Raw genomic sequence first — 12759 nt, forward strand, 5'->3', positions numbered from 1 at the left:
TGACATGAATACTGACTTGATCCAGATGTTGGTCAACGTTTCCCACAACCTCACCCACTCCGGTATCAATCTGGTGATGACGCTGGCAGGGGTGATGGGGATCGTCAGCGCCCTGGTTTATTTGCTGCGCTTTGCCCGCCCCAAAAGCCACCGTGGGGTAGGCTCAGGATCCAGCCTCAGTAAAATGTTGCTGTTTTTGATGCTGTGTGGCGGGTTGATAGCATTAAAGCAAATGATGAATGCCTCCGCACATCAACTGGGCTTTGGTGATGTGAGCTTTGAGGCCATTGCCTATGTATCAAAGGCCAAATACGGCCCTGCTGCTGAAGCTATCAATGCCGTACTCACGCTGCTGCGTTTACTGGGGGTGATTTTTTTCTACCAAGGCTTGCGACGTATGAAACGCTCGCTTATCGATGGCCATACCGGTCTGACCGCCGGTGAAGATGTCTCCAACGGCGTAATTAAACTGCTGATTGGCACGCTACTCATTTGTAATCCTTACTTTTTAACCGCCTTGCAAAACACCCTTAACATCGTCTGGTAATGGAAACGCCGGACAATTCATCCCCCCTTACTTCAATACAGGAGATTTTATGCGCCCCTTTCATCACCCCATCCTCTTTGTTTGCACCCATCTTTCTTTGGCGTTTGAGCGCGTTAGCCAAAAAATGGCACAAGGGCTCCTCGCGCTGATTGGCCTGTGCAGTGCGCAGGCGGCGTCGGCCGATGAAGATATTGCCGCCATGGTCAATAGCATCACGGCGGGCATTACCCGCGTCAAACCCGGACTGCTGTTAGCCGCACAAGTGGCGGGCATCGGTTGTGTGATTGCCGGTATTTTCTTGTGGTTACGCAAGAAAAACGATCCACATGTAAAAGGATCACACATCGTGATATTTATTGGCATCGGCTGCATTTTGATAGCCCTCGATCAGTTCATCAGTCGCGGTCAAAAACAGGCGGGTCTGCGGCCGGTCAGTGTGGGTTGAGGGGGGACACATTTTCTGAGGATCAACCATGCTGATTTTTTCTCTCTTGCGCCACACGTGGGGTCAGGCGCACCAAAAAATCCCCGATAAACTGCATCACCACGCGCATGAAAACAGTCAACATCAATGCGAGTATTGTGGTTACACGTCAAAAAATAACCGCCTGCATTTTGTTGATCACAATCCGCTTAATCACCACCGTGACAACCTTACGGTGGTTGATCCCTTATGTGAAGCTTGGCAAAACCTGGGCGCACTGAATGCGGACGACGGAGTAGTGGTGTATCTGCCGGAAATAAGACCCGAAGAAGTCAATCACTTGCAGCGTGCGGCGATTTTTGCGCTGCAATCAGTCGATCCGGTTTATCGTGAGGCGGCCAAAGCGGTAATAAACTGGTTGGCCGCCCACAAAAAAGACGTGGAAGAGTTCTGGGGGACTGCGCATCCGGGTGAATTTGCTGAAGCCCTGGCGCAGGCCGGTGACGAACAACGCGCTGAATTACAGCGCCGCTGGCGTCATTTGGCGTTAATACGTAATCCTAAAAAATTAACCGGTAAGGGTATTTTTGCCGATAACGGACCGGAATGGGATACGGCTAGGTGGGAAGCGGTGTATCAACGTTATTTAAGCCACGATTGATTGTAGCGGTTCAACTTTGGGTTGGTGTCGCTTCCCTGCCTGATACAACTCAAAATTGGTTTGTAATGTCATCCAGAAACGTGCAGTGCTGACGCCAGCAAGCTCTAATCTGAGCGCTAAATCAGGGCTGATACCTGCATGACAATGGATCACTCTGGATAAGGTGGTACGAGCAATGCCTAATCTTTTAGCGGCTTCGGTAACTTCAATGCCCAGTGGTAGCAATACATCTTCACGTAGTATTTCACCAGGATGGGGATGATTCTTCATCATAATATTCTCCTTTTTCAGTGATAGTCCTGGTAATCAACGAGCTCAACATCACCCCCTACAAAACGGAACGTGATCCGCCAATTACCATTGACCCACACAGACCAGTAACCTTTCAGGTTTCCCTGGAGTGAATGCAATTTGTAACCCGGGTGATTTAATTCTCTGGGCAGCGTCGCTGCATCAAGCGATGCCAATATACGGGTAAGCTTAACAGCATGTATGGCCTGTATACCACGAGTCGAACCCGTACGGTAAAAAGCCTCAAGACCTTTGTGGCGAAAATTGATTATCATGGTTTAATTGTAGCGTGTAACGCGACAAGAGACAATATGCCCAATTTACCTATCCTATTTTCATCTGAACAACACGGGATCGACCTCCTTATGATCGAAAAAACCCTCACTGCCATTGAGTCAGCGATAGCAGCGTTTTCGCGCTACACGCTGGGAAAAGATTTCGCTACCTATTGTGATCTGCGTACCGTGATTGGCTTAACCAAAGAAGATAAAATGCTTCGCCCGGCGTTGCAAGCGCCTTACCTCTTTGTCACCCACCGCGGTGATTACGCCAGCGTATTTGAAATACAAGGTGCCTTTTGCGAGTTTGATGAGCAAGCGACCTTAAGTGAGACGTCGAAAAAAGAAGACAGCTACGCTTTCCATGATTACATCGCGCGGCTGCATACTGCGCTGGCCAGTGAGTTTAAAACCTTGGGCCATAAACTCAGTTTTGTTTTTGAGCGTGATCCGGATAAAGCGCGGGAAGAATTAACCCGACTGATGTCCCCGCAATCCCGTGCCACCCGCCGTTTGGGTCTTGATCTTGATGATATTTTGCAAGAGAAAATCGATAAATTAGTCCCTTTTGTCGCGCGAGAACGGGCTTTCATGGTGGTTTACACCGGTCGGATTGCCTTGCCGGCGTCAGAACTCAAGGATGAGCAACAACGCCTCAACCAACGGCTAGAAGGGGCTCCCAGGGCGCGATTTGGCCAGGATCCAGAGCATTATCGCCTGGAAGGCTTGAAAATTCGTCACGATGCGCTGGTGAGCAAGATAGAACAGGATTTTTCCACTGACGGTCAAGGCGTATTGCTGCGCTTGATGGAGGGGCATGAAGTGGGATTCACTGTCCGAGAAGAAATTGATCGGGAAGGCACTGCTTGCGATTGGCAGCCCCTGTTGCCGGGGGATCCGATGTTTCCCCATGGGCGACCGAAAAATGAGGACGACAGCGCGCTGCTGCCCCCTCACCTGAATTACCAGCTGTTTTCGTCCGAGGTCAACACTCACGGCAATCTGGTTGAGCTCGATGGCCTGTGGCACAGCAGTCTGGCGGTAACACTGGGGCCTCAGAAACCGGAAACGTTCAGCCAGCTGTTGAATAAGATTAATCGCAAAGTGCCCTTTCGGGTACGTTTTGATGTCATGCCCGGCGGGCACGCTATCTTGGGCAAAAAACGCACGGCGCTGGATTTTCTGGCGGTGATCCCCTCATTGCGCCCCGTGTATGCCGCCGTCAATTGGCTGGCGCAAACCAATGATCGTGATCCCACCTGCGTGATGACCATCACGGCCAGTACCTGGGCGGACACGCCCCCGGGGGTGAAACGCAATATCACGATGTTGCAGAAAGCCTTCCAATCTTGGGGCATTTGTGAGATCACCCGCACGTTTGGCGACCCCCTGCGCGCCTGGACGGCTACGATCTTGGCCGCCTCGACTCACGGGGGTGTCAATCTGCTGTTTCCGCCGTTGTCAGCCGCGCTGGCGATGCTGCCGTTAAATCGTCCTGCGACGCCCTGGCCAGATGAAGCGAGTGTGGTGTTTCAAACCGTTGACGGAAAACCCTTTCCGGTGCGTTTAGGTAGCTCGCTACAGGAAAAATTCACCGAAATCGTCACCGGAGAGCCCGGCTCCGGCAAATCGGTATTACTCAACGTGCTGAATGAAGTGGTGATCAGCAATGGCCAAACGCAGTTGCCTTTTTTGAGTATCATCGATAAGGGTTACAGTGCGCAGGGACTGATACGCTTGCTCCGTGATGCGCTGCCGCCCGCGCGTCGCAACGAGGTGGTCGGCATGGTGCTACAAAACGATACACAACATTGCCGCAATCCGTTTGATATTCAGCTGGGGGCACGCTATCCGTTGACGCTAGAACGGAGTTGGTTGCTCACGCTTTGCTATGCCCTGTGCACCGATCCCACCACCGGCAATCCCCCCAATGCCAAAGACACCCGGCAAATTCTGGGCAGGGTGATCGATGAAGCCTACCGTAATAATGCAGAAAAAAATCCGATCCGTTACGCCCCGACGCTGGTGCCAGCAGTGGATAAAGCGCTATTTAACACCGGTTTGCGTGATCATCGCGCTAACAGTGAATGGGAAGAATGGTCTTGGTATGAGGTACGTGATCGGCTGTTTGAAAAAGGCTGTATCAGGGAGGCCACCTTGGCGCAATACCAAGCGGTACCGGAGCTTAACGACTTACAAAGTGGATTAAATCATGAAGATATCCGCCAAGCCTTTGGCAACATCAATCGGGACGGCTCACAGGAATCGTTGCTGGGCTATATTTCCCGCTGCCTGACCCAAGCCAGCACCGAATACCGTATGTTGGCTGGGCGCACTCAGTTTGCCCTCGATGCGAATACCCGGGTTATTGCCATCGATTTGAATAATGTGATGGGCGATGATTCTGATGAGGGGCAGTTGCGCACCGGCATACTGTATCTGTTTGCTGGGCACGTCGCCGGCGGGGATTACAGCTTGCCGCAATACCGCGAGGAATTGCTGGCTAACATTGATCACCGCTATGAAGCGTTTCATCGGGCGCGCTTGGAACAACTCGATCAGGAGCTGAAAACCAAGGTGTATGATGAGCTGCACAATGCCCGTAAAGTCCGGTTTATTTTTAATGCGCTGGAAACCCAAGATCGAGAACAACGCAAATTTGCTATCCGTACCGTTTTGTCTTCTCAATATTTAAGTGATTTCCCGCCCGATTTGCTGAAATCGGCGAATTCGCTGTACCTGATGCGGGTGCGGCCAGAAGATGCATCAGTATTAACCGCGCACTTCCAGGTTCCTCCCGCCACGGTGCGGCGTTTTATGACCCTCAGCAAAGGCGCCTGCTTTGATGGCAGCGGCACCTGCTTTTTGGCGGTATTTCGTACCAAAGTCGGGCGGATTGCACAAATCCTTAAAAACACCGTGGGATCGCGTGAACTCTGGGCGCTCAATTCCACCCCTAAAGACAGTGCGCTACGTAATATGCTGTACCAACAGCGCGACGGTCGTACCGCCCGCGCTATTTTGGCGGAAAATTTCCCCACCGGCAGTGCTGAAAAAATCATCGAATTACGGCAAAAGCAGGCGGGAGAGCAAGATCACAGCAACATTACCCGCCGACTGGCGGAGGAATTAATTGCCCGTCGCGGCACGCATTGGTAAGCGCCTGTCCAAAATCCGAGGCGCTCGCTGATACGTCGTCAAAAATGGAACCCCCGATGAAAAAAACATTGATAGTTAGCCTGCTGATAATCGCAGGAAATGCCCTTGCCATGCCAGTAGAAGTCACCCACAGCTTCCCCGTTACCAGTCAGGTGATCCCTGAGCTTACCGCGATTAATGCCACCTTGGCGCAAATTGCCGCCACTGAATTTCAAATTGGCAGTGCCATTAATCAAAACAGTGACAAACTGGCGGCGATGATAGAAGAAACGGCCAAAACGCAGCGAGATTTCGACACCTTTGCGCGTAAGACCGCGCGATTAGAAACCGCGCGACGCAGTTATACGGTACCCGAGAGTGTTTGCAGTGAATCTGCCTCTGGGATGGCCACAACCGTGGCCACGGGCGCGAGGGCAATGCAAAGTCACCTAGCGGGTGGACGGGGGATCACCAATAAAGCCATTCAGACGGCGATCACAACCTCGGCAGAGCCTGTGGATCAGGAACAATTTCGTGCCGCTGCTATCCATGCCAACTATTGCAGTGCCGCCGAGTATGCGGTGATCGGCGGCACCCCTTTGTGCCCGAAAATAGCCGATCTGCCCGGCGGAGACAGCGAATTACGCTCGGTGCTCACGGGGGCAGGCAAACCCGGCAGCCCCCCGGTACTGACCTTCACACAGGCGCAGACCGATGCCGCAATGATGTACTTGAAAAACACCACGCAGCGATCTGCCGGAGAGCAGCTTAAAAAAGGGGAGGTAAGAACCGCCACCGGCCAGCAATATGCGGGTCTGCTCAATCAGCACCAGGCGATTCAGTCGGCGGCGGCCTACCCGCAACTGGCGATGATTGCCGCCAGCCAGGCCAATCCGCAGACCCGCGCGGTAGTGAAAGAGGCGTTACAAACCCCTTCCGCGGCAGCGTATTTTGCAGAGCAGGCTTCACCGGAGGCTAAACGAACCGCCACGTTGTCAGCGCGTGAACTGGAATTTTTTGAAGTGGGTCGGCGATATGCCAATACCGACTACCTCACCGATTTGCAGGCGATGGAAGGCGATAACCTGATGCGCGAAGCGATACGCATCCAAAATCTACAAAACTGGCTGCTATTTGGCATCAAACAACAGCTCCAGGAAAGCAATATCATCAACGGTCAACAATTGGGTCTCAGTGCCGCCCAAGAATTCAGGCCGCTGTTACAGCAAAAACGACAACAAATCAGCGCAGGAGTCAGTCGCAATGGATAAAGTTCAACCCGCGATCCCCGCCAGCAGGTCACGCTGGCTAAAAGGCAGCTACTATTTCTTTAATTTGTTGTTACCGCTCTCGGAAACACGCCGCATCGCCACGGTATCTGCCCGCCCCTGGCGTACCCTGATACATCGGATACAAGGCGGGTGTCAAAAAAAATCGACCGTGAAACCGGTGACAACGTCACTCTCCTGGCAAGCAGCCGTCAACGCCAGTGGCTTGACACCCTCGCAGCTGGATAAACAGTATCGCACGTCAAAACAGCGCTGGTGCTGGGTTTTATTTATCCCGGTAGTTTTGATCGGTATTCTGATGGCGATGCTGTTATTGAATGCCACCCCCCTGCCCTTGATGGTGTGGCTAAAAGCCAGCTTGTTTTCAGTGCTTTTACTGTCTGTCTCAGCCTGGGGATTTACCCGCGCTTTATGCTGCGAATACCGCCGTTGGCAGTTACGTGAAAAACGAGTATCCTCCGTAGAACGGTGTCAGCGCTAATGATAAAAGACCGTAAATTGCTAATTTAATTTGTCCACTCAAGCCAGAATGCAGTTTCCTTTGTGGTGACAAAGCCATGAGGGAAATAAGCATGCTAAGAAGAGAGGACCACTACATGATAAAACAACGCCATCAACAGGGGGCATTTATTGTTGATATTGCCCATCAGATAGGGTGTTCAGAAAAAACGGTGAGACGGCACATTAGCTATCCTGCGCCGCCAACAGCAAAACGCGGTAAAAAACAGGTTGCTAAACTCGAGCCCTTTAAAGACTACATCGATTCAAGGTTGAGTGAACAGGTTTGGAATGCGGCGGTTATTTTTGAGGAAATCCGTGAAAAAGGCTACCGGGGTGGGAGTGCGATGCTCCGACGTTATATACATCCCAAACGTCCGCTCAGGGCCTCGAAAAACACGGTACGCTTTGAAACCCTCCCCGGTTATCAACTTCAACACGATTGGGGAGAAATCATCGTTGAGGTGGCAGGCTCTGCCTGTACGGTTAATTTTGCCGTTAATACGCTCGGTTTTTCGCGTCGCTTTCATGTCTTTGCTGCCCCTAAGCAAGATGCTGAGCACACGTATGAATCGCTGGTTCGCAGCTTCAATTACTTCGGTGGCAGCGTAAAAAATGTCTTGGTAGATAACCAAAAAGCCGCTGTTATCAAACATGGACAAAATGGCCACATCGAGTTCAATGCGGGCTTCCTGCAACTGGCTAATCACTATGGGTTTAGCCCTCGCGCCTGTAAGCCTTATCGACCGCAAACGAAAGGCAAAACCGAACGGATGGTGGGCTATGTTAAACACAATTTTTTCACTCGCTACCGTCAGTTTGAGAGTTTCGCTCATGTTAATCAACTGCTAGCGATGTGGCTGGCGAAAGTGGCAGACCAGCGTCATCTTCGTCAATTCAAGCAGACACCGGAAAATCGTTTTGCTGAGGAAAAAATAGCCTTGATGCCACTCCCTGCGACTGATTTCGATACCAGCTACTTCGACCTACGACAAGTGGCATGGGACAGCTATATCGATGTCAGAGGTAATCGCTATAGCGTGCCTTCATTCTGGTGTGGTCGTGCGGTTAATATTCGTATCGGTTTAGATAATACGCTACGTATTTACGGCGATGAGCAACTGCTCGCGACGCATCTCTTGCAGGAGGTAACGCAGGGCTGGCAAAAGGTGCCAGAACATCATCAAGCCCTTTGGCAACAGGTCAATCGAGTAGCGTCTCGTTCGCTCAGTGTGTATGAGGAGCTACTCTGATGGAAATGGAAAACTTGTTGATACGGTTAAAAATGGATTACCTGGGCGATGCGTTGGAGAGTTTATGTGAAGAAGCCACCAAGAAAGCACTGAACTACCGTGAATTTCTCCAGCAGGCATTAGCCCAGGAATGGAACGGGCGTCACCAAAAAGGCTTGGAATCGCGGTTAAAACAAGCACGTTTGCCGTGGATAAAAACCTTGGAGCAATTTGACTTTACTTTCCAACCAAGTATAGACAGGAAAATTATCCGCGAGCTGGCGGGGCTGAGGTTTGTCGAACATCATGAAAACGTCATTTTGTTAGGCCCACCTGGGGTAGGGAAAACGCATTTGGCGATAGCGCTGGCTGTCAAGGCAGCTACAGCTGGGCATCGGGTATTGTTTATGCCTCTGGATAGACTCTGCTGTACCTTAATGAAGGCAAAGCAAGAAAACCGTCTGGAACGCCAACTTCAGCAACTGTGCTATGCCAGGGTATTAATACTGGATGAAATCGGGTATTTACCGATGAATCGCGAAGAAGCTAGCCTATTTTTCAGGTTATTGAGCCGTCGTTATGAAAAGGCGAGCATCATTCTCACATCAAATAAAAGTTTTACTGATTGGGGGGACGTATTCGGTGATCACATTTTAGCAACTGCGATTTTAGACAGGCTTTTACATCATTCAACCACATTGAATATTAAAGGAGAAAGCTATCGACTCAAAAATAAACGCAAAGCAGGCATGTTGCCTATAAAAACGACTGATATTATCCAGGCGCCTGGAATAGAAACCCAACAGGAAAATTAGCAAAAACTGGACATTTTAAAGTAGCAAAAAGTGGTCAATCTAAAGTAGCGTTGACACGGTTTGGAGACGAGCCAACAGGCAGAGTTCCTGAGTGTCGCTAACAATACTTAATGCTTGGTATTCATTCAGTAAGCGTTTGATTCTATAAAAAAAAGGGGCGTCAATACTGAGTACATTATGTATTTCACGTATTAATGTTTCTTTGTCCATGATTCAATTAGTCCATTTAATTGAGTTACCCATAGCCTTTTAAGCTGCCGCTAGGCGGCTATTCCAAAGGCTGTGGGTATATCCATTTATTTCGCTCAATTTGCCGGTTAACTGTTTTCTTGACAAGTTATTTTTTTATATTTCTGGGGGGGGTTATACCCACAGTCCTTGAAGTTGCCGCTAGGCGGCCAGAGGGTGAGACCGATGAGCGTAGACAACTACGTGATTCGGCGAACACTCGCAGCCAACAACGCGGCGGCTTCAAAGGCGAAGGGTATAGGTAAAATCGGTACTAACAAGGGCACTGAGGAGATCACTGCATTAACTGTGTCAAAATCTGTTGGCGGCGTTGTCTGAGTTCATTATTGATAGCTTGCCCGCGTAATCCGCTAGCGACCAGCTCTCTTACCGACACTGCCTGCACAGCACGCAAAGCACGGCGTAAGTAATCACCCTGTGGATAATGTTGATCTTCAAGATCCGTCAGATCTCGCGCATCCGCTTGACTGGCTAAAATTATTTGCTCTAGACGCTCTGGTTTACGCCATACATCTATTGCATCAAACAGTTTTAGTAGTGATTGTGGCGATAATGTATTGGCTTGATGAATGACACCATGATACTCAGCGACCAATCTAGCCAAATTGCGGTATGAATTAGGTATTCTTAAGCGTTGGCATAGTTGCTCAATTAAGGGTATTCCTGTCACATTATTCCCTAAATCATGCGCTAAATTAGGGTCTTGATAATGTAATTCGGGTTGTTGAATAGCTTTATGCACATCACGACAGAGCACGGCAAAACGCACGGCCGGTTGCGCGCTAAGGCGGGCTGCCATGTGGAGCGTCATCATGGTTTGCAGCCCCGCATTATACCCTTCGCCTTTGAAGCCGCCGCGTTGTTGGCTGCGGGTGCTCGCCTCATCAGGTAGTATGTCTACGCTCATCGGTCGCCCTGGCCGCCTAGCGGCTGCTTCAAAGGGGAAGGGTATATCTATTGCGGGATGTGATTTTACCGCGGCAGGTACGTTAAATAAGGCATCAATTTCGGGAAACAATACCGCTAATGCCCCACAATGATGCAACACTTGAAAATAAATTTGCGGACTTTGACTTAGCAGCGCTTTTTCTGTTTCTTGCCAAATACGTTCAGGCATGAGGGTAGAGAGCTCCGCGTTATCGGTCATTGCGGTCATTAACAGCTCGGTTTCAGGGGCGATGGTGAACCCCAAAGAAGCAAATCTGGCAGCAAAACGTGCCACTCTTAAGACGCGCAAGGGATCTTCACTAAAGGCATCAGAAACATGACGCAATACGCGGTTTGCAATATCTTCTTTGCCATGATAGGGATCGATTAATTCGCCGCCATTATCAGTATCGCGCCACGCCATGGCATTAATCGTCAAATCCCGCCGGCGTAAATCCTCTTCCAGAGTGACGTCCGGCGCTGCATGGCAAATAAAACCCGTATGCCCCGATCCTGTTTTACGTTCTGTACGAGCAAGCGCATACTCTTCTTGACTCCTGGGATGCAAAAAAACGGGGAAATTTTTGCCTACTTGTCGATAACCTTGAGAAAGTAATTGGTTGGCTGTGGCGCCAACCACTACCCAATCGCGTTCGGTGACGGGCAGTTTTAATAAATTGTCACGAACGGCACCGCCGACCAGGTAGATATTCATTTGATGCTCCTACTCAGGTATATAGCCAAATCATTTTAATTTGATTCGGCTATATCAATATCAATTCATCCAACGATCTTGTTTTTTACGACTGGGGATCAGATAAGGCAGTAATAACCCTAAAATTAAACCTATTCCTGCTACGCCGCCACCATACATAAACCATTGCAATATGATGGCACGTTGTTTGTTATCCTGTTGCAAACTCATTGCACTGATTTCTGTTTGTGCTTTAACTAATTGATTTTCCAATCTATCATTTTCTTCGTTTAATTTGCTTATTATATCGTCACTGTCGGCTAATTTTTGTTGCATTTCTGCAGTACGCTGATTCCAGTCTGCATCAATGTTTTGTAATTGACTCGTTAAGGTTTCCAATTGCTGTTCAAGCTCTGGTAGCTTCAAGCGTAAGCTAGCTGATGAGCTCAGCTGATTTAGCGGAAGCCAAACAACGCGGTCTTTTGCATCACGGATTTGAGCATAATTCTCACTCTGATTAACACTAAGAAGCGTCACTTCATCACCCACATTGAGTGAACCGACAATACGATATTGACTACCGGGTCCACTATGGACATAGGTAATCAACTTATCAGAAATATAACGTTTTTCTTCGGCTGATGAATGCCAGGAAATAGTAAAAATCAGCATAGCGAAACAGACTATGGGTAATTTATGCATGGTATTGTCATTTATCCGTAAAGTTAAAAAATCAATAAAATGATAGTAGAGGGTTAATTATGCAGACGCAACGAATAAACCCACTCTGAAAGTCTATTCTAAATCTCTTGTGCTCACTGATACTTTAGACTTCTTGCATAACCTACTGCGTGGTGTGAATTTCTGCGTTGCACGGTACTCGCAATCCTCATGTATGGCCGAATCAGTTTAGTTTGATTCTGTGTTATCGTCGCTCACCGAACACATTTAAAGATATAAAAAACACTACACTTCTTCTACATTATTTTCATTTTTCATACTGGAAAAATTATCATAATTCTATCAGGATGTTTATCTTCCTCCTTAATATAATCCAGCGCATCTTTATCTCGACAAGGTATGGCAGTAGGCGCTCTTATTACTATCTCAGCAAGAATAAATTATTTCTTGTTCTTATTTAATTAAGCGTGCGATTATATTATGGAAAGAAACTCAATAAAAAATAAACTGCATCACGGTATTACCTATCGTTCCTCTCAATCAATAACACATAAGCCTTATAAAATATATTGCGTGGATTAACGTCGTTTTTCAGTAAGTCTTTCTTTCACACCAACCATCGCCGCTGCCACCCAATAACAGGTAGTGACAGGGCGTGATTCCACTTTGCTGATATTTTACCCAAAAATAGATTGAAAAGAGCCATATGCGCGGCGCCCTCCGACTCCTTTATCGAAAGTTCATCTTCTAATTCGGGGCGGGCTGCGGTGCGACCGCTGTGCTTTTCTTGATAAACGTGAGTCAGCGGATTTCATCGGAGCCCGCAGCAGTACTGCTTGCTGCAATAAGGCCGAATATAAAGCTGCAACTGAACCTCTTTTAGTCAAAACGACCGGAAGCCTTGGCAAACGGGATGCGTTCATATAATTAGTTATGACAGTACTTTTGATAGGTCTTTTACAAGACAATCAAATTGTATACTTTTTGATAAGCGCACACTGACACAAGCCTTGTAAAAACGATTGCAATGCAAGT

General features: G+C 48.8%; 15 protein-coding genes. 9 read left to right on the forward strand and 6 right to left on the reverse strand.

Annotated elements, in window-relative coordinates; translation table 11 throughout:
* The first annotated feature begins 4 nt into the window (after window positions 1-4).
* Genes traQ through AACL30_RS01670 form a run of 3 tightly spaced genes read left to right on the forward strand, consistent with a single transcriptional unit; the run spans window position 5 to window position 1632 of the window.
* Window positions 5-547 (forward strand): conjugal transfer protein TraQ, encoded by a 543-nt coding sequence (gene traQ / locus AACL30_RS01660; RefSeq protein WP_339057598.1) that lies wholly within the window; start codon window positions 5-7, stop codon window positions 545-547.
* 49 nt (window positions 548-596) lie between these two features.
* The gene (locus AACL30_RS01665; protein WP_339057599.1) at window positions 597-992 is read left to right on the forward strand and encodes a DUF6750 family protein; all 396 of its coding nucleotides are present in this window, start codon (window positions 597-599) and stop codon (window positions 990-992) included.
* 28 nt (window positions 993-1020) lie between these two features.
* The gene (locus AACL30_RS01670) at window positions 1021-1632 is read left to right on the forward strand and encodes a TraT conjugal transfer protein (protein WP_339057600.1); all 612 of its coding nucleotides are present in this window, start codon (window positions 1021-1023) and stop codon (window positions 1630-1632) included.
* On the opposite strand, the gene AACL30_RS01675 is transcribed toward AACL30_RS01670, so the two are convergent.
* Together AACL30_RS01675 and AACL30_RS01680 are read right to left on the reverse strand one after the other, a co-directional pair.
* Window positions 1618-1905, reverse strand: a complete 288-nt coding sequence (locus AACL30_RS01675; protein ID WP_339057601.1) for a HigA family addiction module antitoxin — start codon at window positions 1903-1905, stop codon at window positions 1618-1620. The genes AACL30_RS01670 and AACL30_RS01675 overlap by 15 nt on opposite strands.
* A gap of 14 nt (window positions 1906-1919) precedes the next feature.
* Complete coding sequence (locus tag AACL30_RS01680; RefSeq protein WP_339057602.1) at window positions 1920-2198, reverse strand: type II toxin-antitoxin system RelE/ParE family toxin; 279 nt, start codon at window positions 2196-2198, stop codon at window positions 1920-1922.
* 36 nt (window positions 2199-2234) lie between these two features.
* On the opposite strand from AACL30_RS01680, the gene AACL30_RS01685 reads away from it, so the two are divergent.
* The 3 genes from AACL30_RS01685 to traX are packed head-to-tail and all read left to right on the forward strand — an operon-like array spanning window position 2235 to window position 7109.
* Window positions 2235-5360, forward strand: a complete 3126-nt coding sequence (locus AACL30_RS01685) for an ATP-binding protein (RefSeq protein ID WP_339057603.1) — start codon at window positions 2235-2237, stop codon at window positions 5358-5360.
* Between the two features lie 56 nt (window positions 5361-5416).
* A complete protein-coding gene (gene traW / locus AACL30_RS01690; RefSeq protein WP_339057604.1) occupies window positions 5417-6610 on the forward strand; it encodes a conjugal transfer protein TraW in 1194 nt (397 codons plus the stop codon).
* A complete protein-coding gene (gene traX / locus AACL30_RS01695; RefSeq protein ID WP_339057605.1) occupies window positions 6603-7109 on the forward strand; it encodes a conjugal transfer protein TraX in 507 nt (168 codons plus the stop codon). The genes traW and traX overlap by 8 nt, the downstream gene beginning before the upstream one ends.
* On the opposite strand, the gene AACL30_RS01700 is transcribed toward traX, so the two are convergent.
* Window positions 7065-7202 carry a hypothetical protein gene (locus AACL30_RS01700; RefSeq protein ID WP_339057606.1) on the reverse strand — a complete coding sequence of 46 codons (138 nt, stop codon included), beginning with the start codon at window positions 7200-7202 and terminating at the stop codon, window positions 7065-7067. The two genes, traX and AACL30_RS01700, sit on opposite strands and share 45 nt — an antisense overlap.
* Here AACL30_RS01700 and istA point away from each other — a divergent pair.
* Both istA and istB read left to right on the forward strand, forming a co-directional pair.
* A complete protein-coding gene (istA, locus tag AACL30_RS01705) occupies window positions 7201-8379 on the forward strand; it encodes an IS21 family transposase (RefSeq protein WP_339056344.1) in 1179 nt (392 codons plus the stop codon). The genes AACL30_RS01700 and istA overlap by 2 nt on opposite strands.
* Window positions 8376-9173: an IS21-like element helper ATPase IstB gene (gene istB, locus AACL30_RS01710; protein ID WP_339058365.1), complete on the forward strand. Its 798-nt coding sequence runs from the start codon at window positions 8376-8378 to the stop codon at window positions 9171-9173. The genes istA and istB overlap by 4 nt, the downstream gene beginning before the upstream one ends.
* Window positions 9174-9212: 39 nt before the next feature.
* On the opposite strand, the gene AACL30_RS01715 is transcribed toward istB, so the two are convergent.
* Complete coding sequence (locus AACL30_RS01715) at window positions 9213-9383, reverse strand: hypothetical protein (RefSeq protein WP_339057607.1); 171 nt, start codon at window positions 9381-9383, stop codon at window positions 9213-9215.
* 119 nt (window positions 9384-9502) lie between these two features.
* On the opposite strand from AACL30_RS01715, the gene AACL30_RS01720 reads away from it, so the two are divergent.
* Window positions 9503-9667: a hypothetical protein gene (locus AACL30_RS01720; protein ID WP_339057608.1), complete on the forward strand. Its 165-nt coding sequence runs from the start codon at window positions 9503-9505 to the stop codon at window positions 9665-9667.
* 29 nt (window positions 9668-9696) lie between these two features.
* On the opposite strand, the gene AACL30_RS01725 is transcribed toward AACL30_RS01720, so the two are convergent.
* Both AACL30_RS01725 and AACL30_RS01730 read right to left on the reverse strand, forming a co-directional pair.
* Complete coding sequence (locus AACL30_RS01725) at window positions 9697-11064, reverse strand: multifunctional CCA addition/repair protein (RefSeq protein ID WP_339057609.1); 1368 nt, start codon at window positions 11062-11064, stop codon at window positions 9697-9699.
* Between the two features lie 60 nt (window positions 11065-11124).
* On the reverse strand, window positions 11125-11745 hold the full coding sequence (locus AACL30_RS01730; protein ID WP_006704997.1) for a TIGR04211 family SH3 domain-containing protein: 621 nt from the start codon (window positions 11743-11745) through the stop codon (window positions 11125-11127).
* Between the last annotated feature and the right edge of the window lie 1014 nt (window positions 11746-12759).

Source organism: Candidatus Regiella endosymbiont of Tuberolachnus salignus (assembly GCF_964020115.1).
In the GTDB taxonomy this organism is placed as follows: Bacteria; Pseudomonadota; Gammaproteobacteria; order Enterobacterales; family Enterobacteriaceae; genus Regiella; species Regiella insecticola.